The sequence below is a fragment of the Bradyrhizobium sp. GW821-FHT13H05 genome, assembly GCF_058804065.1.
In genome coordinates this window covers 369,224-394,097 of record NZ_JBXAPO010000002.1, presented here as the reverse complement: position 1 = coordinate 394,097, position 24,874 = coordinate 369,224, and the positions used below count along the sequence as shown (strand labels likewise).

Sequence of the window (24,874 nt, the reverse complement as noted above, 5' to 3'; positions counted from 1 at the left end):
TCTCGAGATTCCGGGTTCGCGCTAATGCGCGCCCCGGAATGACGGCCGGGCCACCTTGCCTCGTTCCCGCCATCGGCTCATATATCCTCCGTCCGCCGCAACGCTGGCCCCGCATATGGCGGGTTCAATTGCCGGCGCTTTCGTGCAAGGATGCCTGCCGAAACGCCCCCACCATGCCCCCAAGAAGAGGTTAACGATGGTCAATCGCATGCAATTCTACATCGACGGTGCCTGGGTCGATCCCGCCGTCAAGAAGTCCACCGCCGTGGTCAATCCGGCGACGGAAGAGGCGATGTACGAGGTTGCGCTGGGCTCCAAGGCTGACGTTGACAAGGCGGTTGCCGCCGCCAAGCGCGCCTTTGCGACGTTCTCCCAGACCAGCCGTGACGAGCGCGTCGCGCTGCTCACCAAAGTCATCGAGGTCTACAAGGGCCGACTCAAGGAGATCGGCGCTTCGGTCTCCGACGAGATGGGCGCGCCGCTGCCGATGGCGGAAAAACTCCAGGCCGGCGCCGGCCTTGGCCATCTCATGACCACGCTCGACGTGCTCAAGAACTATCATTTCGAGGAGCCCGTCGGCACCGCCATGGTGCTGCGCGAGCCGGTCGGCGTGGTCGGCATGATCACGCCCTGGAACTGGCCGCTGAACCAGATCGCCTGCAAGGTCGCGCCCGCGCTTGCCGCCGGCTGCACCATGATCCTGAAGCCGTCGGAATTCACTCCGACTTCGGCGCTGATCTTCGCGGAAATCCTCCATGAAGCCGGCGTGCCGAAGGGTGTGTTCAACCTCGTCAACGGCCTCGGCCCCGAGGTCGGCGCTGCCATGAGCGAGCACCCCGACATCGACATGATCTCGTTCACCGGCTCGACCCGCGCCGGCATCGATGTGGCCAAGCGCGCCGCGCCGACCGTGAAGCGCGTCAGCCAGGAGCTCGGCGGCAAGTCGCCGAACGTCATCCTCGAAGGTGCCGACCTCACGAAGGCGGTGACCGGCGGCGTGATGCACATGTTCAACAACTCCGGCCAGTCCTGCAACGCGCCCTCGCGCATGATCGTGCCGCTGTCCAAGATGAAGGAAGTCGCCGCGATCGCGAAGGTGGTCGCCGACAAGACCAAGGCCGGCGATCCCCGTGCCGAAGGCACCACCATCGGCCCGGTCGTCAACCGCGGCCAGTGGGACAAGATCCAGGGCCTGATCAAGAAGGGCATCGACGAGGGCGCAACGCTCGTCGCCGGTGGCCCGGGCTTGCCCGAGGGCGTCAACAAGGGCTTCTACGTTCGTCCGACCATCTTCGCCGACGTCACCCCTGACATGACGATCGCCCGTGAAGAAATCTTCGGACCGGTGCTGACCATCATCGGCGCCAAGGACGAAGCCGAGGCCGTGCACATCGCCAACGACACGCCCTATGGCCTCGCCGGCTATGTCTCGGGCGCTTCCGTCGAGGACGCCAAGCGCGTCGGCCGCCAGATCCGTGCCGGCAACGTCAACCTCCAGGGCGTGCCCAACGACCGCAGCGCGCCGTTCGGCGGCTACAAGCAGTCGGGCAACGGCCGCGAGTGGGGCAAGTACGGCCTCGAGGACTTCCTCGAAGTGAAGGCGGTTGCGGGCTTCAACGCGGCGTAAGTTTCAGCGCCTGACCAAACAAAGCGCCGGAGCGGGAAACCGCTCCGGCGTTTTTCTTGTAGCCCGCATGGAGCGAAGCGTAATGCGGGACCGGTCCCCGGATTGCGCTTCGCTCCATCCGGTCGAAGTCTATCCTTCGTCATTGCGAGCGAAGCGAAGCAATCCAGAATCTTTCCGCGGAGACAGTCTGGATTGCTTCGTCGCAAGAGCTCCTCGCAATGACGAGGAAAGAGACTATCCTCCCAACGCGCCCTGCGTGTTCACATACAGCGCGTAGATCGACTGGCTGGCCGCCATGAACAGGCGGTTGCGCTTGACGCCGCCGAAACAGAGATTGGCGCAGCGTTCGGGAAGCGCGATGCGGCCGATCATGACGCCGTCGGGCGCGAACACCACGACGCCATCGAGCTCGGGATCGCCCATGCCCCAGCCGCACCAGAGATTGCCGTCGATGTCGCAGCGCATGCCGTCAGGCGTGCCCGGACCTGCATCGATGTGAACGCGCTTGTTGGAAATCGCTGTGCCGTCGGCCGAGACGTCATAGGCGAGGATTTTGCGGTTCGGCACGCCGCGCGATTCCACGACGTAAAGAATCTTTTCGTCGGGCGAGAAGCAAAGCCCGTTCGGCCCGAGCACGCCTTCGGCGACGATGGTCGCCTTGCCGGTCTCCGGATCGAGCCGGTAGACATTCGGATCGATCTCGCTCTCGGCCTTGTAGCCCTCGTAATTGCCGAGCAGGCCGAAGGTCGGATCGGTGAACCAGATCGAGCCGTCGGATTTCACCACGACGTCGTTCGGCGAGTTGAGCTTCTTTCCGCCAAACGAGTCCATCAGCACGGTGATGCTGCCGTCATATTCGGTGCGGGTGACGCGGCGCCCGCCATGCTCGCAGGTGATGAGCCGGCCCTGGCGGTCGCGCGTATTGCCATTGGCGAAATTGGAGGGCTTGCGGAACACGCTGACGGCGCCGGTCTCCTCCTCCCATTTGATCATGCGCTGGTTCGGGATGTCGCTGCACAGGAGATAACGCCCGTCGCCGAACCACACCGGGCCCTCGGCCCAGCGCAGGCCCGTCGCCAGCCGCTCCACCGCCGACAATTTCAGCCAGTATTTTTCGAAGCGGGGATCCAGTGCTTTGATCGCGGGATCGGGGTAGTAGCTCGCCGGCCGCCAGCCTGACCGCTCCTGGGTCTGGGACGATGCCTCATTCATGTCGGTTCTCTCGTTTCGTTCCCTCTGGACAATGCTGCTATCATTAGAGACACGTGACGGCAAATCGACCACCAACGGCGAGGAAAGACATGCCGCGTATCTTGATGACGGGAGCTTCGGGCGGAATCGGAACGCGTCTGCGCAAACTGCTGCCGCCGATCTATCCGGATCTGCTGCTCAGCGATATCCGCAAGCCCGCCGATCTCGGCCCCAACGAGCAGTTCAAGGCTGCGGACCTCGCCGACCTCGCGCAGGTCGAGGCGCTCTGCGAGGGCGTCGATGGCATCATCCATTTCGGCGGCTATTCGGTCGAAGGGCCCTGGGACGACATCCTCCAGGCCAACATCATCGGCGGCTACAATCTGTTCGAGGCCGCCTACCGCAAGGGCGTCAAGCGCGTGGTGTTCGCCTCGTCCAATCACGTGGTCGGATTCTACCCGCGCCACCACAAGATCGGCACCGACGTCACCGTGCGCCCCGATGGGCGCTATGGCGTCAGCAAGGTGTTCGGCGAAGCGGTCGGCTCGCTCTATGCCGACAAGCACGGGCTGAAGGTCACCTGCATCCGCATCGGCAATTGCGACGAGCGGCCGCTCGATCATCGCCGCATCGCGATGTGGCTCAAGCCGGAAGATCTGGTGCAGCTCTGCCAGATCGGGCTCGAACATCCCGACATTCATTTCGAGATCTTCTACGGTGTGTCCCTGAACGAGCGCGCCTGGTGGGACAACCACCGCGCCTACGAATTCGGCTATCGCCCCACCGGCCGCTCCGAGGATCATGTGGCGCACGCCATGGCCGAACAGGCCAAGCTGAAGCCCGATCCGATCGGCGACCATTTTCAGGGCGGCGCGTTCTGCAGCAACGAATTCGATGGCGATAAGAGCCGGATTATTGATTGGAATAAGCGGTAACGTTTGTCGCGAACGCAGATGCGCTCCCTCGCCCCGTTCTTACGGGGAGAGGGCTGGTGTGAGGGGCTGTCTCCGCAAGGACGATAGAGGTTAGGCTCGCAGCCACTCACCACGCGTCGTTGCGAGCGCAGCGAAGCAATCCAGAGTCTTTCCGCGGAGGGATTCTGGATTGCTTCGCTGCGCTCGCAATGACGTGTTGAGGGAGCGCTGCTGCCAGTGAGCGTATGACTCGCGAAGGCGAAGGAGCGGCTGCGCTAGCCCTCTTCCCCAGCAATCCTCGCCAGATAATCCTTCTTGCTGAACTGCATGTGATCGACGCAGAGCTGCGCCAGCGCCCAGCTGTCGCGGCCCTTCAGCAGCTCGATCATCAGCTCGTGCTGGCGCCGCGACTGCGCGAGGCCGTCGCGGTCGGCGAGGTTTTTCGCACGCATCGGCAGCGTCAGGTTCATGTAGTCCTGGAGCGAGCGCACCAGATAGGGATTGCCGCAGGCGGAGAACAGCGCGAGGTGGAAGGCGTCGTTGGCCTCGTGGATGCCGCGGAGGTCTCGCACATCGGCTTTCGCGCAATACTGCAATTGCAATGCGGTCAATTCGTCGATCAGGCTTTGCGGCGCGGGCAGGGGGATCATCAGCGCGGCCTGCCGGGTCAGCATCTCCCGGACCTCGTAGATCTGCCGGACTTCCTCGGCCGAGTAGAACCGCACGGTGGCGCCGACATTCTTCTCGCGGCGGACGATGCCGCGGCGCTCGGCGTCGACCAGCGCTTGGCGCACGAAATGGCGGGAGGTGCCGTAAGCCGACATCAGCGCGTCCTCGGTCAGGCGCGCGCCCGGCGGCAGGCGGCCGAAGATGATGTCCTCCTCCAGCCGCGCGACGACGTCGTCCGGATCGTCGCGCCTGATAGCCATGGCGTCTGCGGTACGAATGTCGGACATGCCCTCGGCCTCCGGTTTGGGGCCGGTCTGTCTTGTGGAGCAGGGAAGGACCAGATTGTCAATAATTTGTGTCCGTCGGACGGGTGTGGGCCAGAATTGGCGCCTCTGAGCACCTGCGTTATTGACAATCGGGGGGCGCGATGTACCACAATGGCAAGGTGAATGGAGTGGCATGATGACGAGTGGCTTGCGCAAGGGTCTGACGAGCTATGGCGATGCCGGCTTCTCGCTGTTCCTGCGCAAGGCGTTCATCAAGGCCATGGGCTATTCCGACGACGCGCTGGAGCGCCCGATCGTCGGCATCACCAACACCTACAGCGACTACAATCCCTGCCACGGCAACGTCCCGCAGATCATCGAGGCCGCCAAGCGCGGCGTGATGCTGTCGGGCGCGATGCCGTTCGTGTTTCCGACCATCTCGATTGCCGAGAGCTTTGCGCATCCGACCTCGATGTATCTGCGCAATCTGATGGCGATGGACACCGAGGAGATGATCCGGGCGCAGCCGATGGATTCGGTGATCGTGATTGGCGGCTGCGACAAGACGCTGCCAGCGCAGGTGATGGCTGCGATCAGTGCCGATTTGCCGACCGTGGTCATTCCCGTTGGCCCGATGGTGGTCGGCCATCACAAGGGCGAGGTGCTGGGTGCCTGCACCGACTGCCGCCGTCTCTGGGGCAAGTACCGCGCCGGCGAAATGGACGATGCCGAGATCGAGGCCGTCAACGGCCGCCTTGCGCCGTCGGTCGGCACCTGCATGGTGATGGGCACGGCCTCGACCATGGCCTGCATGATCGAAGCCATGGGCCTGTCGCTGCCGATGAGCGCGACGATCCCGGCGCCGCATGCCGAGCGCTTCCGTCTGGCGGAGGCGAGCGGCCGTGTTGCCGCCGAGATGGCCAAGACCAAGGGGCCGAAGCCGAGCGAGCTGTTGACGCCGGCCTCGTTCAGGAACGCGCAGGTCGTGCTCCAGGCGATCGGCGGTTCGACCAACGGCCTGATCCACCTGACCGCGATGGCGCATCGCTCGCCGCATCGGCTCGATCTCGAAGTGTTCGACCAGATCGGCCGCGAGGTGCCGGTGCTGATCGATCTCAAGCCGTCCGGCGAGCACTATATGGAGCATTTCCATCACGCCGGCGGCGTGCCGAAATTGCTGGCGCAGCTCGGCGACCTCGTCGATCTCGATGCCAAGACCATAAGCGGCCAGACGCTGCGCGATGTCGTCGCCAACGCGGAAGACGTGCCGGGCCAGGACGCGATCCGTCCACGCGATAATCCGATCAAGAAGGAAGGCGGTCTCGCCGTCCTGCACGGCAATCTCGCGCCGCGTGGTGCCGTGATCAAGCAATCGGCCGCGAGCCCAAAACTGTTGCAGCACACCGGGCGCGCGGTGGTGTTCGAATCCGTCGAGGACATGACCTTGCGGGTCGACGATCCCGAGCTCGACGTGACCGCCGACGACGTGCTGGTGCTGCGCAATGCCGGCCCCAAGGGCGCGCCCGGCATGCCCGAGGCCGGCTATCTGCCGATCCCGAAGAAGCTCGCGCGCGGTGGCACCAAGGACATGGTGCGCATTTCGGATGCGCGCATGAGCGGCACCGCGTTCGGCACCATCGTTCTACACATCACGCCGGAATCCGCCGTCGGCGGGCCGCTGGCGCTGGTGAAGAACGGCGATATGATCAGCCTGGATGTTGCCAGGCGCAGCATCGAGCTGCTGGTCGATGCGGCCGAGCTGGAGCGCCGGCGTGCAGCTTTGAAGCCGGCGGCCGCGCCGGACGAGACCAAACGCGGCTATGCCTGGCTGTTCGACAAAACCATCTTGCAGGCCGACGAGGGCTGCGACTTCGACTTTATGCAGAGGACTGGACCAAAGACTGAGACGGGGTGATCAACCACCCGAACGAACGCTCAGACCGCACAAGCGGCGGGCGATAAAACAGGGGGAAACGATGATTGCACGATCCATGCCGAGATTCTTGCATGGCTTGGCGGTTCTGTCCGCCATGCTGTTCGTCACCGGGGCCGGGGCACAGGAGGTGAAGCATTATCGCTTCGCCTATGACCAGCCGCGCAACACCGGCTATTCCATCGCGGGTGACCTGTTTGCCGACAAGCTCAAGGAATTGAGCAAGGGCACCATGATCATTGACCAGTACCCCGGCGCGCAGCTCGGGCAGGAGCCGCAGGTGCTCCAGCTCGTGAAAGCCGGCGACGTCGAGTTCGCCATCATCTCCTCGGCCAACACCGCGACGATCTCGCCGCAGGCCGGCGTGATGTCGCTGCACTTCCTGTTCCGCGACGAGAACCATGTGATCAAGGGGCTGGCGGATCCCCGCGTGTTCGAAGCCCTCAAGACCATGATCGACGAGACCACGCAGGGCCTGCACGTCATCGCGACGGGCTCGCAGGGTGTGCGCCACATGTACTCCAAGCGGGAGATCCACAATGTCGCCGATATCAAGGGCCTGAAGATCCGCGTGCAGGCGACCGCGACCGAGGACATGATGTTCCCGGCCTATGGCGCCCAGACCGTCCACATGCCGTTCGGCAGCGTCTACACGAGCTTGCAAACCGGCGTCGTCGACGTCGCCGAGAACAGCATCAACGTCTACCTCGTCAACAAGCACTACGAGGTGGCGCCGGTCCTCAACATCACCGAGCACGAGGCCAACAACGCGCTGGTGTTCATCTCCGACAAGCTCTGGCAGAGCCTGTCGGCCGAACAGAAGGGGTGGGTGCAGGCGGCGGCCAACGAGATCAGCTCGAAGGAGCCGGCCAAGGCGTTCGATCTGGAACGTAGTGCGGCCGAGAAGCTGAAGAAGATGGGCGTGAAGATCGTCGATAACGTCGACAAGAAGAGCTTTACGGCGATCGCCGATCCCTATCTCGACAAGCTCGCCAAGGAGCTCGGCCCGCACGCCGAGAAGATCAAGAATCTGATCCGGTCGATCAATTAGATCGCCCGCGCAACACGGTGCGCTCCCTCTCCCGCTTGCGGGAGAGGGTTGGGGAGAGGGTGTCTCCACGGAGGGACAAACCCCCAGAGGAGAGAGCCCTCACCCGGCGCGCGGGACGATGCTTCGCATCGCCCGGGACGCGCCGACCTCTCCCGCAAGCGGGAGAGGTGTAGCCAACCCGCAGCCGGGAGCAACAATGCCCATCGCCGACAAACTGCTGGTGCAACGCCAACGCCACCTGAAATGGCGCCGGCTCGACTGGCTCGAGCTGGCGCTGATGATCCTCTGCGGCGTGCTCTGCTTCGGCTTCTCGCTGTCGGTGACGGCCGATATCGTCACCCGCACCATCGGCCATCCTTGGCTGTGGCTTCAGGAGGTGACATCGACGCTGTTCGTCTACGCGATCTTCGTTGGAACGGCAGCTGCGACGCGGCGCAACGACCACCTCTATCTGACCGCGATCTCCGAGGCGATGCACGGCACGCCGCGCGTTATCGTCGAAGTGATCATCCGCCTTGTCGTGCTTGGCGTCGCCTTTTGTCTGATCTGGTACGGCTACCAGAACTATCTCCGGGGCTTCGGCAGCTTTCGTCTTCCGTCGGGCACGCCGATCGCCTCGCTCTATGCGATCATTCCGCTCTCGGGGGTGCTGATCGGTCTGTTCACCATCGAGCAGCTGGTCAACGGACTGCGCAACGGCTTTGATCATCCCGAGCCGCCTGAGGAGGACACCGCACCCGTGATCGCGGAAACGCAGGTGAGGGCGCAGCCGTGAGCGCACCTGTCGTTCTGGCGTTGATGTCGATCTGCTTCCTGTCGTTCGGCTATCTCGGCGTGCCCGTGCCGTTCTCGCTGATGGCCGGCGTGTTCATCGGCGCGCTTCTCTCCGATGTCTCGCTCGCGGCGATCATCCAGAAGATCTTCGATGGCGTGGATTCCGAAGCACTGCTGGCGATCCCGTTCTTCCTGCTGGTTGGCGAGCTCATGAGCTCGGCCAATGTGGTGGTGCGAATAGCCAACCTGTCGGTGTCGCTGGTCGGGCATATCAGGGGGGGACTGTCGCAGGTCGTCGTCGTCTTCAGCATGTTCTTCTCGGAAATGTCGGGCTCGACCACCGCCGACGTCGCCGTGATGAGCCGAGCTTTGGGCGGCCCGATGAAGCGCGAGGGCTACGAGCCCGCCTTCATCGCTGCCATCATCGCATCGGCCTCGACCATCGCGGCGCTGGTGCCGCCGAGCATCACGGCGGTGGTCTATGGCGCCGTCGGCAACGTCTCGATCGCCGGCCTGTTCATGGCAGGCGTGGTGCCGGGCCTGATGATCGGCTTCGGCCTGATGATCTATTGCTATTTCTTCGGCCCCTCCGGCCTGCGCAAGCCGCGCGCCCCGCTGCGGCAGGTGGTGTTCGCGGCCGGCGATGCGGCCCTGCCGCTGATGATCCCCGTTATTTTGCTCGGCGGTATTCTCACCGGCTGGTTCACGCCGACGGAAGCCGGCGTCGTGGCCGTGGTCTGGATCATCCTGGTCGTGATCCCCGCGCTCAACCGCGGCCATATCAGGAAGATCCCGTACGATTTCTGTCTTGCTGGCCTGATCTTCTCGCTGCCGCTGGTGACGATCGGCGCCGCCAACGCGTTCGGCTGGATGCTCGCCTATTTGCGCGGCGCCAGCTACATCGCGGATGTGATCACCTCGATCGCCGGCAATGATCCGCATCTGATCATGCTGCTGATGGTGCTGCTGTTCACCGTTGTCGGCGATTTCATCGAGCCGGTGCCGACCATCATCATCTTCATGCCGCTGGTGAACGCGCTGACGGAAGCGGGCGACATCAACGGTGTCCACATGGGCGTGGTGCTGATCGCAACCCTCGCCTTCGGCTTGATCACGCCGCCTTATGGCCTGGTGCTGCTGATGGCGTCGAAATTCGTCGGCATCAGTTTCGCCAAGGCCTTGCGCGCCGCGTTGCCGATCTATGTGGTGTTCCTGGCGACGATCGCGTTCGCGATCTACTTCCCGAGCGTGGTGTTGTGGCTGCCGCAGCAGGTGCTGCCGGAGTCGGTCGGCTGCTTCAAATCGCCGGCGGGAACGGGCTACATCTGTCCCAAGTGATCTTCTTAAGTGACGACTTGCTCGACGCACCATGCGTGGTGTTCGCGTACGTAACGAAACGGCGTGCCGTGGCTATTCTTGAAATAGCTGCCAGCGAGCGCCTTCGCCATACCTTGCATCACCGCGTCGTGGCAGACGAACAGCAGGTCGTCGCCGGGATGACGGTCGAGCCACGCGGAGACGCAAGCCAGCGACCGTTCGGCCATGGCATCCCAGTTCTCGCCGTCGGCGGGCAGGATCGAGACGAGGCCGGTCGCGGACGTGACGCCGTGCTTGATCATGAGGTCGCGGACGGGCAGGCCCTCGAAGCTGCCGAAATCGAACTCGATGATGCCGTCGTCGATCGCAAGCGGTACCGAGATCGCGTCCGCGATGATCTCGGCCGTTCGCGCCGCGCGCACCAGCGGGCTTGCGACGATGCGGCTGATGCCGACACCGCGCAACATGCTGGCTGCCTCGTGCGCCTGCCGCAGGCCGTCCTCGTTCAACGGGTTGTCCGTCCGGCCCTGAAAAAGCCCCTGCCGGTTCCAATCGGTCGCGCCGTGGCGCAGGCCGTAGAAGGTGCGCGCAGGTGTCACTTCGACTTGCTCGTGAACTTTTTCACGGCAACGCGAAAATCCTCCGTGTTCATCGCCATGATGATCTTGTGCTCTTCGGCGTCGAGCTGCTGTTTGACCGGCGTGGTCGTGGCCGCATAGACCAGCGACTTGGTGCCGGATATCGCAGCGGGCGGGTTCTGCGCCAGCCGCTCGGCGAGTTGTCGCGTGGCGGCCTTCAGCTCGGTCGCGGGAACGGTCTTCACGACCAGGCCCCATTCATGGGCCTGCTGCGCGGTAAAATTGTCCTCGGCGAGGAAGATCTGCAACGCGCGGCGGGAGCCGACCGTTCCGACGATGCCGACCGTCGAGCCGCCATCCGGCGACACGCCGATCTTGGCATAGGCCGGCGTAAACTTGGCGTCATCAGCGGCGATGCAGAGATCGGTGACAAAGGCGAGGCCCATGCCGGCGCCGGCGGCCGAACCATGCACGCTGGACAGCGAGATCTTCGGCATGCGCCTTACGATCTCGATGAAGGCGTGATAGTGCTTCAAGAGCTCGCCAACCACCGGCGTCACCGTGCCCGCTTCGGCGGCGGCTCCAATCGTCTGAAGATCGCCGCCAGCCGAGAAGGCGCGGCCTTCGCCTTCGATGACCAAAACCCGGATGGCATCGTTGTCCTCGATATACGCCGCGAGCTGCTCGAGCTTCTGCGCAATCGCGAGGTTGATCGAGTTGAATGCGGCGGGGCGGTTGAGCGTGATGGTCGCGATCGGGCCGTCGATCCGCAGCAAGGCGGGATCGTCGGGCTGGGAAACGGGAGCTGGCATCTGAGAAATCCCCGGCATGAGGTCGTTCGTGCGACTAAATCGCAGAAGGCGAGGGGTGACAATCCCCGCCTGCCGCCCTTGCGCAACGGGGAACGATAGGCTCAAATGGGGCCTGCCTTTGTTGAGGGACGGACACGAGCGCCGGCTCCTCCTGGGCAAGCAAGCCAAAATCAGCGCGAGAGGAGACGACATGGGTGACGCTCGTGTCTTGCGGAAATGGGCTGTCCAATGACTGATGGCCCGGTGATCATTGTTGGTGCCGGCCATGGTGGCTACCAGGTCGCGGCATCCCTGCGCCAGGCGGGTTTTTCCGCTCCAATCTGCCTGATCAATGACGAGGCGCATCTGCCCTATCAGCGGCCACCTTTGTCCAAGGCGTACATCAAGGGTTCCGCCGGGCCCGAGAGCCTGATGTTCCGGCCGGAGAAGTTTTACCAGGACCAGAGGATCGAGCTGATCGCCGGCCGCGCCGTGTCGATCGACCGCGCCGGGCACAAGGTCCTGCTCGCGTCGGGCGAGACGCTGCCCTACGGCCACCTGATCCTGGCCACGGGCGCGCGCAACCGGCTGCTTGATCTGCCCAACGCCAATCTGCCCGACGTGAAATATCTGCGCATCCTGGACGACAGTGAGGCGCTGCGCAAAATCATGCCGTCGAAGACACGGGTGGTCGTGATCGGCGCCGGCTTCATCGGCCTCGAATTCGCCGCCACCGCGCGGATCAAGGGCCTCGAGGTCGACGTGCTCGAACTCGCCCCGCGCGTGATGGCGCGGGCGGTGACGGCGGAGGTCTCCGAATATTTCCAGGCCCGGCATCGCGAGGCCGGCATCCGCATTCATCTCGGTGTGCAGGCAACCTCGATCGAGGCCGAGAACGGGAAAGTCACCGGCGTCAGTCTCAGCGACGGACGGCACCTGCCGGCCGACCTCATCGTGGTCGGCGTCGGCGTGCTGCCGAATATCGAGCTCGCGGCGGAGGCGGGGTTGCCGGTTGCCGCCGGCATCATCGTCGACGAATACCTCTCGACGGCTGATCCCGACATCTCCGCGATCGGCGACTGCGCGCTGTTCGCCAGCCCGCGGTTCGGCGGCTCGCTGCGGCTGGAATCGGTGCAGAACGCCACCGACCACGCCCGCTGCCTCGCGGCGCGGCTGACCGGCGACCGCAAACCCTATGACGGCCATCCCTGGTTCTGGAGCGACCAGGGCGACGACAAGCTCCAGATGGCGGGCCTCACCACCGGCTACGACCGCGTCGTGCTGCGCGGCGATCCCGCCAAAAAGGCGTTTTCCGCGTTCTGCTACAAGGGCGAGAAGCTGCTCGGCATCGAGTCCGTCAACCGCGCCGGCGATCACATGTTCGGCCGCAGATTGCAGGCCATGGACCGCTCGATCACGCCGGAGCAGGCCGCGGATGAAGGTTTCGATCTGAAGAGTGCGCTGGCGTGACCTTCTCCCTCTCCCCGTTCTTACGGGGCCGCGACGAGCTTCGCTCGCGCTGAGAGGGTCGGGGTGAGGGGGGCTCTCCGCGAGGGCGGTGACAGTTTGATTCGCGGAGAGTCCCCCTCACCCGGAATCCGCGCTTTCAGCGCACATTCCGGCCTCTCCCCGCAAGCGGGGAGAGGCGAAGGAAGAATCGCGCACTAAAGAACAGCCGCCACTTCCGCGGCCGTCGGCATCGAGGGCCCCGCACCCATACGCTGTACGCTGATCGAAGCCGCGGCGTTGGCGAAGGCGAGGGCGGCGCGCAAGGCGGCGCCATCAGCCAGTTGCGCCGCGAGCGCACCCACAAAGCAATCGCCGGCGCCCGTAGTGTCGACCGCCTTCACCGCACGGCCGGGCACCGCAAACTCCTCGCTGGCAGCGAGCGCAAGTACGCCGCGCTTGCCGAGCGTGATGCAGATGGTCTGGTCCGCGCGCGCCTGAAGTTTTCGCGCGACGTCGATGATCCGCGTCGCGGTATCATCTTCAGAGAGCTCAACGCCAGCGAGGAAGCCGAGCTCGGTCTCGTTCAGCACGAGGATGTCGACGAGCGCGAGCAGCTCGCCGGACATCTTTTGCGCCGGCGCAGGGTTGAGCAGCGTCGTCGCTCCGGCGCTACGGGCGCGCTGGAAGTACGCGGCAATCGTCGGCAGCGGGATCTCGAACTGGCTGACAGCGACATCGCCCTTTGCCAGCGGAACGGAGGCCACATCCTCCGCGCTGACCAGCGCATTGCTGCCGGGGATGACGACGATGGTGTTGTCGGACTCGGCGACGGTGATGATCGCGGTGCCGGTATGCGTGTCGGCTTCGTGCACAGAGCCGAGATCGATGCCCTGAGCAGCGAGAAATGCCCGCAGCTCCGCCCCGAACGCATCCTGCCCCAGCCGCCCGATCAGCGTGGTCCGCGTCCCAAGCCGCGCGGCCGCGACCGCCTGGTTCGCACCCTTGCCGCCGGGAAAATACAGCACCTGTTTGCCGGCGACCGTCTCGCCGACCTTCGGGTGGCGATCGGCTGTCGCCACCACATCCATGTTGATGCTGCCGGCGACGAAGACGCGCCCCATAACTGCTCCTGCGAAGTCCTAGACCCTGACCTCGAACTCGTGCCTGACCTTGGCAATGTCCACGAGCGTCGGCAAGCCGGCCTCGTTGCCGAGCCGCTGGATCTTGAAGGTCGAGGCTGCCCGGGCAAAGTCAAAGTGCTCGCGCCAGCTTTTGCCGGGATGCGCCAGATACGAATAGACATAGGCGCCATGGAACACGTCGCCGGCGCCATTGGTATCGATCACGCGCTCGCGCGGGATCGGCATCGCCGGCATGATCTCGGTCGCGCCGGTTTCGTTGTACCAGAGCAGGCCCTTCTCACCCATCGTGACGCCGCCGATCTTGCAGCCGCGGGCCTTGAGATAGTCGAGCATCTTCTCCGGCGTCAGGTCCATCTGCTCGCACAGGCGCTCGGCAACGATGGCGACGTCGATGTACTCGAGCAGCTCATGCGTGTTGGTGCGCAGGCCGCCGCCGTCGAGCGAGGTCAGGATACCGGCCTCGCGGCAGACTTTTGCATAGTGGAGCGCGGCATCGGGCTGATGGCCGTCGACATGCAGCACGCGGCAGCCGCCGAGATTGAGGATCGGGAAGGGGTGGATGTGATCGTCGTCGCGGCATCGGACGATGGCGCGCTTGCCGTCCTTGGGCATGATGAAGGACAGCGAGGACTGGTTCACCTTCCGCCCATGCAGCGAGATTCCGTACTTCGCGCACATGTCCATGAACATGCGGCCGAGCCAGTCGTTGGCCGCGGTGGCGACGAGATCGGGCACGATGCCGAGCTTGGCGCAGCAGAACGCCGCCGTCACCGCATTGCCGCCGAAAGAGACCGCGTAGTCGGTTGCCACGTGCTTCTCGTCGCCGGTCGGCATGTGGTCGGTGATGAAGACGACGTCGATATAGGTCTGTCCGATAAAGAGAGCCTGCATTGGTTGTCCGTGATGCGCTGGGTGGTCCCGGCCGGCTGCTTACCTTAGCACCGCTTCTGCAGGAGCCAAAAATATTCGCAAGGCCAAAATATTCGCGAAGTCATGGCGATAGGCGCTTGAGGTCGGCCTGGGGCCGGAATACGACCGTGGCAGGGCCAGCGTTGCCCCGGGCAGAGCCAGCGCCCCTTTCAGGCGTTTCGGTTCCGGCCCCGTCGGGAGGGAGGGAACATGATCACCGGCCTCGATCACGTCGTCGCTCTGGTCAGGGATATCGGTGCGGCCAAGGCGGCCTATCAGACGCTTCTGGGGCGCGCGCCGGCCTGGCAGAATTCCGGCGAGGGCGCCGACCGGGTGCTGTTCACCCTCGACAACATGACCATCGAGCTGATGGCGCCGAGCGGCTTCAGCGTCACCGCCGACCGGATGCGTGCGCTGCTTGACGACCACGAGGGCGTGCTGGCCAGCCTGTGCTTTCGTGTCGCAGACATGAGCCGGATGCACCGGCGCCTGGACCGGGTGGCGCTCAAGCCCGATCCGGTTGCTGAGGTCGAGAGCAGCGACGCCGTCACCGATGCCGTGCTGCACTGGAAACGCACGCGCGCCGCCACCGAACTCACGCGCGGCGTGCGCATGTTCTTCCTCGAGCTGGCCGACGAGCGTCCCAAATCCGCCGTGACCGACATCGCGCCGATCGACGCGCTCGACCATGTCGTGATCACCACCGAGGATTCCGATCGTGCTGCCGCGCTCTATGGCGCGCGGCTCGGGCTCGATCTCGCGCTCGACCGCTCGCACCAGGATTGGGGCCAGCTGATGTTCTTCCGCTGCGGCGACCTCATCGTCGAGGTGGTGCGCCGCCCCGTAGCCGGTGGCGATTCCGCGCATGATCGTCTCTGGGGCCTGAGCTGGCGGGTCGCCGACATCGACGCCACGCGCGCCCGCCTAATCGCGGGCGGACTCGACGTCACCGAAGTCCGCAACGGCCGCAAGCCGGGCACGCGGATCATGACGGTGCGGACCGGCACCTGCGGCATCCAGACGGTGCTGCTGGAACGCTCGCCGAAGCCGGTGGAGTGACGGGCGACAGTCTTTCCACCCGTCATTGCGAGCGAAGCGAAGCAATCTAGAATCCCACCGCGGTAGCAGTCTGGATTGCTTCGTCGCTTCGCTCCTCGCAATGACGGCGAGTGCGTGGTAGAGGACGTATCAGACCACCCAGCGAGCACCCGGTTTGGCGAAGGCGAAGGCAAAGCGAACTCTGAAATGGCAGCGCGACCCCGAGGGGATGCGGCTGCGCATTCTCGAAGCGGCCAAGCAGGAGTTTTCCACCCACGGGCTCGCCGGCGCGCGCGTCGACCGCATCGCGGCCAAGGCCGGCGCCAACAAGCGCATGCTGTACTACCACGTCGGCAACAAGGACGAGCTTTACCTTGCGGTGCTCGAGGGTGCCTACGACAAGATCCGCAGCGAGGAGCGGGGGCTCGATCTCGAGCATCTCGATCCGCCCGAGGCGATCCGCCGCCTGATCGAGTTCACCTGGACCTATTTTCTCCGCAACCCTGAATTCCTGTCGCTGCTCCAGACCGAGAACCTCGCGCGCGCAAAGCACCTGAAGAAATCGACCAAGGTCAAGTCGATGCATTCGCCCTTCGTCGAGATGATCCGCACCGTGGTGCGGCGCGGCGTCGAGAGCGGCGACTTCCAGGTCGCGGTCGATCCGGTGCAGCTCTACATCTCGATCGCGGCGCTCAGCTTCTTCTATCTCTCCAACTCGGCGACGCTGAGCGTGATCTTCGGCCGCGACCTGCTCGCCAAGGACGCCAAGGACGAGCGCCTCGCGCACATGGCCGGCCTCGTGCTGGCGGCGCTGACGGGGCAATCCGCCGAATTATTCGCGATCGCGAAGACGCCGAAGTCGCGCGCTGCGGTGGCCCAGACGGCTTAGCCCGTAGCCCGGGTGGTCTCGTGCCCCGGACGCAGCGCAGCGCTCTTGCGGTGCGCTGCAGAGCCGGGGCCCATGCAACCGCCGAGTGCGGCGCCCTGGGTCCCGGCTCTGCGCAGCAACGCGATAGGGCGTTGCAGCGCGTCCGGGACACGAGAGCGTCGGCTCCGCCACTCGCCAACACCCCCGGAACCGGCCCAAAACGTCACAGGGAAATCTCTGGACAGTATTTATCCAACGGGTTAATTTCTCTCCACAACGAAGAAGAATGCCGGGAGTTGAGACGTGGCCGAACCGAAGCCGCAAAACGCGGTGTCCAAGATGCTGAATGCGGCCTGGGTTCGGCCGTTTTTGTTCCTGGTCTTCATCATCGTCGCCTGGGATATCGCGATCCGCATCTTCAGGATTCCCGCCTACCAGATCCCGTCGCCGGGCGATGTCCTCGCCGTGCTGCGCACCGACTGGCCGGAACTGCTGCGCCAGTCCTGGCCGACGACTTATGCGACCGTCTGCGGCTTTATGCTCTCCGCGCTGTTCGGCATTCCCATCGCGATGCTGATCGCGGGCTCGAAGACGGTGGAGAGCTACGTCTACCCGCTGCTGGTGTTCTCGCAATCCGTACCGAAGATCGCGATCGCGCCGCTGTTCGTGGTCTGGTTCGGCTTCGGCATCATTCCCAAAGTGATCTCGGCGTTCCTGCTCGGCTTCTTTCCGGTGGTGGTCTCCGCCGTGCAGGGCTTCAAGTCGGTGGATCCTGATATGGTCGATCTCGCCCGCGCCATGCAGGGCAGCCGCTTCCAGGTGTTTTGTGCGGTGAACCTGCCGCATGCGCTGCCCGCGATCTTCTCGGGGCTGAAAGTGTCGGTGACGCTTGCCGTGGTCGGCGCCGTCGTCGGCGAGTTCGTCGGCTCCAATTCCGGCATCGGCTACGTGATGCAGCGCTCGATCGGAACCTTTGATCTGCCGACAATGTTCGCAGCGCTGGTGATCCTGGCGCTGCTCGGCGTGGTCCTGTTCTGGATCGTGGACCGGATCGAGAAGCTGGTCATTCCCTGGCATGTCAGTCAGCGCGAGGACGTGATTTTCGCCTCTTAACAAAAACCAAGGCAACGAACGGCCACCAACGGCCGTCGCAACAAGGGCAAGGGAGAGTGACGATGAAGCGGTGGATAGGAGTTGTTTCGGCGGCGCTGATGGTGTTCGCGGCAGTGCCCGCACAGGCAGCCGACAAGGTCGTGCTGATGCTGAACTGGTACGTCTATGGCGAGCACGCGCCGTTCTATTACGGCAAGGCCAAGGGCATCTATGCTGCCGAAGGCATCGACCTGGAGATCCAGGAAGGCCGCGGCTCCGCTGCGACCACGCAGGCTGTCGCCGCCAAGACCGCTGATTTCGGCTATGTCGACGTTCCCACCATGATGCGCGCCGCGATCAAGGGTGCGCCCGTGGTCGCGACCGGCGTGCTGCTCCAGACCTCGCCGATGTCCGCGATGGGCTTCGTCGACAAGAACATCAAAAAGCCCGAGGACATCAAGGGCAAGACCGTGGCGATCACGCCGGCGGACTCCATGACCCAGATATGGCCGCTGTTCCTGAAGAAGACCGGCCTGAAGGAAAGCGACTTCACCACTGTGGCCGGTGACGGCCAGACAAAACTCAACGCCGTCATCAACGGCCAGGCGGATCTGCTGCTCGGCTACGTCATGGACCAGTCGATGAAGATCAAGGATGCCACCGGCAAGGATGTGTTCCCGATCAAGTTCGCCGACTACGGCATCAACATGGTCTCATCAGGCATCATCGCCAACGCCGACTATGTGAAGGCCAATGCCGACCTCGTCCGTCGCTTCATGTCGGCGACGACCAAGGCGGTCGAAGCGGCCGAGAAGGAGCCGAAGGCGGCGGCGCAATCGATCCTCGATGCCAACCCGAAGGGCGGCAAGATCGACACGCTGACGCAGGGGTTTGAGCTGACCATCCCGCTCTACCGGACCGCGGAGACCAAGAACAAGCGTCCGTTCCAGGTCACCGACCAGAACATGACCGAGACCGTCAACCTGCTGGTCGAATATGGCGGGCTCGATGCCAAGGCCAAGGAGAACCCGAAGGCCTTCTACACCAACGACTATCTGCCGAAGAGTGGCTCGTGAGCGCATCCGTCATTGCGAGCGAAGCGAAGCAATCCAGACTGCCTCTGCGGGAAAACCCTGGATTGCTTCGTCGCTTCGCTCCTCGCAATGACGGGGCTGAGATTTTTGTTCCATCGGATGTGACTGAATGATTCCGAACAAGGCCAGTTTAGCCGACCAGCCGGCCGCGCATCTGAGACTGGTGAGCGACCGGGTTGCGGGAGCGTCGGGCATCAAATTGTCCGGCGTGTCGAAGACGTACCGGACGCGCGACGGCGATGTGCCGTCGCTGCGGCCGCTCGACTTCCACATCAATGACGGCGAGTTCTTTGTCGTGGTCGGCCCCTCCGGCTGCGGCAAGTCCACGCTGCTCAAGCTGATCTCGGGCCTGCTGCCGCCCACCACGGGCGAGATCCTGGTCGAGGGCGAGAAGGTGACGGCGCCGCACGGCAATGTCGGCATCGTCTTCCAGAACGCGCTGCTGCTGCCATGGCGCAACATCCTGTCGAACGTGATGTTGCCGATCGACATGAAGCGGTTGCCGCGGCAAACATATCTCGATCGGGCCAGGGCGCTGTTGAAGATGGTCGGGCTCGAAGGCTTCGAGAAGAAGCTGCCCTGGCAGCTGTCCGGCGGCATGCAGCAGCGCGCCTCGATCTGCCGCGCGCTGGTGCACGATCCCAAGATCATGCTGATGGACGAACCGTTCGGCGCGCTCGACGCGCTGACGCGCGAACGCATGAATGTCGAGCTGATGCGGATCCAGCGCGAGACCAGGAAGACGGTGCTGCTGATCACGCACTCGATTCCGGAGGCCGTGTTCCTCGCCGACCGCGTGCTGGTCATGACCGAGCGTCCCGGCGCGGTCGCCGCGATCTATGACGTGCCGCTGCCGCGCCCGCGCTCGCTCGACGTGATGGCCGATCCTGTCTTCACGGAGCTCGTGCAGCGCATCCGCAAGCATTTCTTCTCGCAAGGTGCATTGGACTAAGGCATGGGATCGGACTTGCACGCGACCACGACGACGGTGCGCTCCCTCCCCCGCCTGCGGGGGAGGGTTGGGGAGAGGGTGTCTCCACAATGGGATACTCCCCCAGAGGAGAAAGCCCTCACCCGTCGCTACGCGCCGACCTCTCCCGCAAGCGGGAGAGGTGAGTCGCCCGCGGCTGTACCGCTCGCACAAAATTCACTTCGCTTCGTTGTGACACCATGTCCCCGCGCCTGAAGCTGCGAGACATCGCATTCTTTGAACGTCCCGTGCAGTTCGCGCGGCCGTTCCGCTTTGGTGCGATCACGATCAACGCGACGCCGCAGCTGTTCGTGCGGGTCGAGATCGAGGTCGAGGGCAGGGGCGTTGCGATCGGCGCCAGCGCCGAGCTGCTGGTGCCAAAATGGTTCGACAAGCGGCCGGAACTGTCGCCGGCGCAGACGGTGGACGGCCTGCGCCGCTCGCTGGAGATCGCGCGCGGGCTTTATCTGGCAAGAACCGGCTTCCAGACGGCGTTCGATCTGCATGCCGCCTGCATCGGTGCGCAGGTCGCCACCTGTGCGGTAAAGAATATTCCAGCGCTTGCCGCGGCTTACGGTCCGGCCGAGATCGACAAGGCGATCCTCGACGCGCTGCTGCGCGGTGTTGGCACGAACTTCTTCGATGGCATGGCGGGCAACATCGCCGGCATCGATGCGCGGCTGTCGCCGGATTTGAGTAACGGCGATATCACGCGGTTTCTCGGTCTCGCCAATCAGCACCGGTCGGAACGCGTTGCGATCCGCCACACCGTCGGCCTCGACGACAAGGTCGAGGGCGATGGCGGCGTCGCCGATCCCAAGGAAAACGCCGGCGCGCGCTATTTCAAGCTGAAGCTCGGCGGCGATCCCGATGCGGATGCTGCCCGTTTGACGCGTATCGGTCGGGAGCTGGCGAAACTACCCTTCGATTACAAGGTGACGCTCGACGGTAATGAGCAGTATGCGGACCTGACGGGGCTTGCGTCGCTGGTCCATCGGCTGGAGCACGATAGCGCCCTCGAGCCGATCTTTCGCAAGCTACTCTATATCGAGCAGCCGATGCCGCGCGACGTCTCGCGTCAATCGCCGTTGAGTGAAGTCTTGCGTTGGCGCGACTTCATCATCGACGAATCGGACGACTCCTATGATGCTTGGCCGGTCGCCCGCGAGCTGGGTTACCACGGCATCTCGTCGAAATCCTGCAAGGGCATTTACAAGTCGATCGTCAACTTCACCCGCATTGCCAAGCTGAACGACGATGGGGCGGAGTGTTTCGTCACCGGCGAGGACTTGACCTGCCAGCCTGGGCTGGCTCTTCAGCAAGATCTGGCACTCGGCGCGTTGCTTTGCCTCGAACACGCCGAGCGCAACGGCCATCACTATGTCGACGGCTTTGGCGAGACGCCGGCCGCCGAGGCGCAGGCCTTTGCCGCCGCCCATCCCGATCTCTATGCCGATGCCGGGCAGGGCATTCGCCTCTCCATTCACGACGGCGATCTCCTGACGGGATCGCTTCACGCAACGGGCTTTGCGACCTCGGTCCATCCGGACTGGTCGGCGCTCGCCCCGCTCGAACAGCCAACATCACTCTGGGAGAAATTGGCATGACCACGCAACGCCTTGGCCTCATCATGAACGGCGTCACCGGCCGTATGGGGCTCAACCAGCATCTGATCCGCTCGATCGTCGCGATCCGGGATCAGGGGGGCGTCCGGCTGAAGAATGGCGACCGCATCATGCCCGATCCGATCTTGGTCGGCCGCAGCTCCGAAAAGGTCGAGGCGCTCGCCAGGCGCTACAACATCACGCGCTGGACTACCGATCTCGATGCGGCGCTCGCCGACAAGAACGACACCATGTTCTTCGACGCCGCGACCACGCAGGCGCGTCCCGGCCTGCTGACCCAGGCCATCAATGCCGGCAAGCACGTCTATTGCGAGAAGCCGATCGCGACGAACTTTGAGGAAGCGCTTGAGGTCGTCAAGCTCGCCAATGCCAAGGGCGTCAAGCACGGCACGGTGCAGGACAAGCTGTTCCTGCCCGGCCTGAAGAAGATCGCCTTCCTGCGCGATTCCGGCTTCTTCGGTCGCATCCTCTCGGTGCGCGGCGAGTTTGGCTATTGGGTGTTCGAGGGCGGCTGGCAGGAAGCGCAGCGGCCGTCCTGGAACTATCGCGACGAGGATGGCGGCGGCATCATTCTGGATATGGTCTGCCACTGGCGCTATGTGCTCGACAACCTCTTCGGCAACGTCCAGAGCGTGGTCTGCATCGGCAACACCGACATCCCCGAGCGCTTTGACGAGCAGGGCAAGACGTACAAGGCGACCGCGGACGATTCCGCCTATGCGACCTTCCAGCTCGAGGGCGGCGTCATCGCGCACATCAACATGTCCTGGGTGACGCGGGTCTATCGCGACGACCTCGTCACCTTCCAGGTCGACGGCACCCACGGCTCAGCGGTCGCAGGACTCACCGACTGCATGATCCAGGCGCGGCAGGCAACGCCCCGGCCGGTGTGGAATCCCGATGAGAAGCGGTTGCACGATTTCTATGGCGACTGGCAGAAGCTGCCAGACAACGTCACCTACGACAACGGCTTCAAGGAACAGTGGGAGATGTTCATCCGTCACGTCTACGAGGATGCGCCCTACAAGTTCACGCTGCTCGAAGGCGTCAAGGGCGTGCAGCTCGCCGAATGCGCGCTGAAGAGCTGGAAGGAGCGGCGCTGGATCGACGTCGCCCCGATCAAGGCCTGAGGCCTGTTGAATAAGTCTCGATGTCTACCAAGCCGTCATTGCGAGCGAAGCGAAGCAATCCAGAATGTCTCTCCGGAAATAGTCTGGATTGCTTCGTCGCTTCGCTCCTCGCAATGACGGGGAGAGGTCAGAAGTCATGAACAAGCCCGTCCCGCCGATGTCATCCCTGTCGCTGAAACTGCCGAAGGCCGATCGCTCGATCGAGACCTACCGGCTCGCGGCCTCGCGAACGTTCCCCGCAAAGCTCGAGGGTCCGCTGAACCGCATCGCCTTCTCGGCCGTGCACACGGTCGTCGATCCCTTTGCGGACAACGATCCCTGGCTCTCCGCTGCCGTCGACTGGGACAAGACGATTGCCTTCCGCGAGCACGTCTGGGACCTCGGCCTCGGCGTTGCCGAAGCCATGGACACCGCGCAGCGCGGCATGGGATTGGACTGGCCAACCTCGCTTGAGCTGATCACGCGTTCTGTCGGCGCCGCCAAGCGGCGCAATGCGCTGGTGTTCTCCGGCGCCGGTACCGACCATCTCGCGGTCGAGGATGCCAAAAGTCTCGACGACGTGATCCGTGCCTATGAGGAACAGATCTCGGCGGTCGAGAAAGTCGGCGGCCGCATCATCCTGATGGCGTCGCGTGCGCTGGCCAAGCTTGGCCGCAATGCCGATGACTACGCAAAAGTCTATGACCGCGTGCTGTCGCAAGTCCGTGAGCCCGTGATCATTCACTGGCTCGGCGACATGTTCGATCCGGCGCTGACGGGCTATTGGGGCACCAAGGATCTGGACAAGGCGATGGACACGGCAGTGGCCATCATCAACGCCAACGCCGCCAAGGTCGATGGCGTCAAGGTTTCGCTGCTCGACAAGCAGCGCGAGATCGACATGCGCCGCCGTTTGGACAAGCGCATCAAGATGTACACCGGCGATGACTTCAATTACGCGGAGCTGATCGCCGGCGACAGCGAAGGCTTCTCGCACGCGCTGCTCGGCATTTTCGATGCGATCGCGCCGGCGGCGTCCTACGCGCTGTCCCGTCTTGCAGCGGGCGATGAAGCCGGCTTCCACGACGTGCTGGGGCCGACCGTGCCGCTGTCGCGCCACATCTTCAAGGCGCCGACGCGCTTCTACAAGACCGGCGTCGTCTTCATGGCGTATCTGAACGGCCATCAGGACCATTTCACCATGGTCGGGGGACAGGAGAGCACACGCTCGACGCTGCATCTGGCCGAGCTGTTCCGCCTCGCCGATCAGGCCGGGCTGCTCGCCAATCCTGAAATGGCGACGCGGCGGATGAAGACCGTGCTGGCCTCGCACGGGATCGAATAGTGATGCGCGATTTCTCGTCCGACCACCGCTGGCTGTCTCTGAACACGGCGACGGTCCGCAAGCAGGGTGATCTCGTAGAGATCATCGATGCCTGTGCGAAGCATGGCATCCGCGCCATCGATCCCTGGCGCGATCAGGTCGCTGCCGTCGGGCTTGACCGCGCCGCGCGCGCGGTGCGTGATGCGGGCCTCGATCTGTCAGGCTATTGCCGCGGCGGCATGTTCACCTCGGATACCTCGCGCCGGGGCGAGGTGCGCGACGATAACCGGCGCTGTGTGGATGAAGCCAAGGCACTGGGTGCGTCCTGCATCGTCCTCGTCGTCGGCGGCCTGCCGCAATATTCACGGCCGGGCAGCGAGCCGTCGAAGAACATCGTGGCGGCGCGCGAGCAGGTCGAGGAAGCACTGGCAGACATGCTCGACTACGCCAAACAGGCAAAATTGCCGCTGGCCATCGAGCCCTTGCATCCGGCCTATGCCGCCGACCGCGCCTGCGTGAACACCACAAAACAGGCGCTCGACATCTGCGACCGGCTCGATCCTGATCGTACCGGCATGCTCGGCGTCGCGCTCGACGTCTATCATATCTGGTGGGATCCGGAGCTGATGGTCCAGATCACGCGCGCCGGCAAGGATCGCCTGCTCGCCTTCCATGTCTGCGACTGGCTGGTGCCGACAAAAGACATCCTCAACGACCGCGGCATGATGGGCGACGGCGTCATCGACATCAAATCGGCGCGCGCGGCGGTCGAAGCGCAGGGTTTCGCCGGCTATTCCGAGATCGAGATCTTCTCGAACGACTGGTGGGACAAGCCGATGGACGAGGTGCTGCGCACCTGTATCGAGCGGCATAAGACAGTGGTCTAGATTCCTATTCCCTGCACACGCAAGCGGCAGCTCATTTAGCGGCGTCCGTTCGCTTCACGCATACCGGCTCGCCCGACCCGGTCGAAGTACAATCCCAACCCGCTCCAAATCCCGAATTTGCCGTCTGCCGCGAAAAGTTTGGGTATCCGACTGCGAGCACGACCAACGTCCCGAGGATTGCAAGAACGAATGCAATACCCAAGGCATCTCCGAGTCTGAGCGGCGGCCACGGCCATTTCATGGTGGCTGTATAGCA

22 protein-coding genes are annotated in these 24,874 nt (G+C 64.0%); 16 read left to right on the top strand and 6 right to left on the bottom strand.

The features are described 5' to 3' along the window. The first annotated feature begins 196 nt into the window (after positions 1-196). Positions 197-1,627: an aldehyde dehydrogenase family protein gene (locus AC1RR3_RS06265; RefSeq protein WP_492820457.1), complete on the top strand. Its 1,431-nt coding sequence runs from the start codon at positions 197-199 to the stop codon at positions 1,625-1,627. 234 nt (positions 1,628-1,861) lie between these two features. On the opposite strand, the gene AC1RR3_RS06260 is transcribed toward AC1RR3_RS06265, so the two are convergent. Continuing rightward, positions 1,862-2,839, bottom strand: coding sequence for an SMP-30/gluconolactonase/LRE family protein (locus AC1RR3_RS06260; protein ID WP_492820455.1), 978 nt, complete (start codon positions 2,837-2,839; stop codon positions 1,862-1,864). A gap of 89 nt (positions 2,840-2,928) precedes the next feature. Here AC1RR3_RS06260 and AC1RR3_RS06255 point away from each other — a divergent pair, with 89 nt between their 5' ends. Beyond that, positions 2,929-3,753, top strand: a complete 825-nt coding sequence (locus AC1RR3_RS06255; RefSeq protein WP_492820453.1) for an NAD-dependent epimerase/dehydratase family protein — start codon at positions 2,929-2,931, stop codon at positions 3,751-3,753. Positions 3,754-4,007: 254 nt separating this feature from the next. Here AC1RR3_RS06255 and AC1RR3_RS06250 read toward each other — a convergent pair whose 3' ends face one another. Next, positions 4,008-4,688, bottom strand: a complete 681-nt coding sequence (locus AC1RR3_RS06250; RefSeq protein WP_492820451.1) for a GntR family transcriptional regulator — start codon at positions 4,686-4,688, stop codon at positions 4,008-4,010. A gap of 175 nt (positions 4,689-4,863) precedes the next feature. On the opposite strand from AC1RR3_RS06250, the gene AC1RR3_RS06245 reads away from it, so the two are divergent. The 4 genes from AC1RR3_RS06245 (at position 4,864) to AC1RR3_RS06230 (ending at position 9,763) form a co-directional block, all read left to right on the top strand. Further along, on the top strand, positions 4,864-6,582 hold the full coding sequence (locus tag AC1RR3_RS06245; protein WP_492820449.1) for an IlvD/Edd family dehydratase: 1,719 nt from the start codon (positions 4,864-4,866) through the stop codon (positions 6,580-6,582). A 61-nt stretch (positions 6,583-6,643) separates the two neighbouring features. After that, positions 6,644-7,651, top strand: coding sequence for a TRAP transporter substrate-binding protein (locus AC1RR3_RS06240; RefSeq protein ID WP_492820447.1), 1,008 nt, complete (start codon positions 6,644-6,646; stop codon positions 7,649-7,651). A gap of 196 nt (positions 7,652-7,847) precedes the next feature. Continuing rightward, complete coding sequence (locus AC1RR3_RS06235) at positions 7,848-8,426, top strand: TRAP transporter small permease (protein WP_492820445.1); 579 nt, start codon at positions 7,848-7,850, stop codon at positions 8,424-8,426. After that, positions 8,423-9,763 (top strand): TRAP transporter large permease, encoded by a 1,341-nt coding sequence (locus AC1RR3_RS06230; RefSeq protein ID WP_492820443.1) that lies wholly within the window; start codon positions 8,423-8,425, stop codon positions 9,761-9,763. Before AC1RR3_RS06235 ends, AC1RR3_RS06230 begins: the two co-directional genes overlap by 4 nt. A 5-nt stretch (positions 9,764-9,768) precedes the next feature. Here the strand turns inward: AC1RR3_RS06230 and AC1RR3_RS06225 are convergent, their stop codons facing one another. Both AC1RR3_RS06225 and AC1RR3_RS06220 read right to left on the bottom strand, forming a co-directional pair. After that, positions 9,769-10,341: a histidine phosphatase family protein gene (locus tag AC1RR3_RS06225; protein ID WP_492820441.1), complete on the bottom strand. Its 573-nt coding sequence runs from the start codon at positions 10,339-10,341 to the stop codon at positions 9,769-9,771. Continuing rightward, positions 10,338-11,132 carry an enoyl-CoA hydratase/isomerase family protein gene (locus tag AC1RR3_RS06220; protein ID WP_492820439.1) on the bottom strand — a complete coding sequence of 265 codons (795 nt, stop codon included), beginning with the start codon at positions 11,130-11,132 and terminating at the stop codon, positions 10,338-10,340. The genes AC1RR3_RS06225 and AC1RR3_RS06220 overlap by 4 nt, the downstream gene beginning before the upstream one ends. A gap of 228 nt (positions 11,133-11,360) precedes the next feature. On the opposite strand from AC1RR3_RS06220, the gene AC1RR3_RS06215 reads away from it, so the two are divergent. Then, a complete protein-coding gene (locus AC1RR3_RS06215; protein ID WP_492820437.1) occupies positions 11,361-12,581 on the top strand; it encodes an NAD(P)/FAD-dependent oxidoreductase in 1,221 nt (406 codons plus the stop codon). A gap of 194 nt (positions 12,582-12,775) precedes the next feature. On the opposite strand, the gene rbsK is transcribed toward AC1RR3_RS06215, so the two are convergent. Together rbsK and AC1RR3_RS06205 are read right to left on the bottom strand one after the other, a co-directional pair. Then, positions 12,776-13,681 carry a ribokinase gene (gene rbsK, locus AC1RR3_RS06210; protein ID WP_492820435.1) on the bottom strand — a complete coding sequence of 302 codons (906 nt, stop codon included), beginning with the start codon at positions 13,679-13,681 and terminating at the stop codon, positions 12,776-12,778. Positions 13,682-13,699: 18 nt separating this feature from the next. Then, positions 13,700-14,593 (bottom strand): sugar kinase, encoded by an 894-nt coding sequence (locus AC1RR3_RS06205; protein WP_492820433.1) that lies wholly within the window; start codon positions 14,591-14,593, stop codon positions 13,700-13,702. Between the two features lie 228 nt (positions 14,594-14,821). Here AC1RR3_RS06205 and AC1RR3_RS06200 point away from each other — a divergent pair, with 228 nt between their 5' ends. The 9 genes from AC1RR3_RS06200 (at position 14,822) to AC1RR3_RS06160 (ending at position 24,618) form a co-directional block, all read left to right on the top strand. Next, positions 14,822-15,670, top strand: a complete 849-nt coding sequence (locus AC1RR3_RS06200) for a VOC family protein (RefSeq protein ID WP_492820431.1) — start codon at positions 14,822-14,824, stop codon at positions 15,668-15,670. A 208-nt stretch (positions 15,671-15,878) separates the two neighbouring features. Further along, complete coding sequence (locus tag AC1RR3_RS06195) at positions 15,879-16,538, top strand: TetR family transcriptional regulator (RefSeq protein ID WP_492821409.1); 660 nt, start codon at positions 15,879-15,881, stop codon at positions 16,536-16,538. 282 nt (positions 16,539-16,820) lie between these two features. Next, on the top strand, positions 16,821-17,630 hold the full coding sequence (locus tag AC1RR3_RS06190; RefSeq protein ID WP_492820429.1) for an ABC transporter permease: 810 nt from the start codon (positions 16,821-16,823) through the stop codon (positions 17,628-17,630). A gap of 62 nt (positions 17,631-17,692) precedes the next feature. Further along, a complete protein-coding gene (locus AC1RR3_RS06185; protein WP_492820427.1) occupies positions 17,693-18,685 on the top strand; it encodes an ABC transporter substrate-binding protein in 993 nt (330 codons plus the stop codon). A gap of 127 nt (positions 18,686-18,812) precedes the next feature. Continuing rightward, entirely contained in the window at positions 18,813-19,655 is an 843-nt protein-coding gene (locus tag AC1RR3_RS06180; RefSeq protein ID WP_492820425.1) for an ABC transporter ATP-binding protein, read from the top strand. Positions 19,656-19,873: 218 nt separating this feature from the next. After that, positions 19,874-21,280, top strand: coding sequence for an enolase-like domain-containing protein (locus AC1RR3_RS06175; RefSeq protein ID WP_492820423.1), 1,407 nt, complete (start codon positions 19,874-19,876; stop codon positions 21,278-21,280). Further along, positions 21,277-22,428, top strand: a complete 1,152-nt coding sequence (locus tag AC1RR3_RS06170) for a Gfo/Idh/MocA family protein (RefSeq protein WP_492820421.1) — start codon at positions 21,277-21,279, stop codon at positions 22,426-22,428. The genes AC1RR3_RS06175 and AC1RR3_RS06170 overlap by 4 nt, the downstream gene beginning before the upstream one ends. A gap of 136 nt (positions 22,429-22,564) precedes the next feature. Beyond that, on the top strand, positions 22,565-23,752 hold the full coding sequence (locus tag AC1RR3_RS06165; RefSeq protein ID WP_492820419.1) for a dihydrodipicolinate synthase family protein: 1,188 nt from the start codon (positions 22,565-22,567) through the stop codon (positions 23,750-23,752). A 2-nt stretch (positions 23,753-23,754) separates the two neighbouring features. Continuing rightward, positions 23,755-24,618: a sugar phosphate isomerase/epimerase family protein gene (locus tag AC1RR3_RS06160; protein WP_492820417.1), complete on the top strand. Its 864-nt coding sequence runs from the start codon at positions 23,755-23,757 to the stop codon at positions 24,616-24,618. Positions 24,619-24,874: the final 256 nt, after the last annotated feature.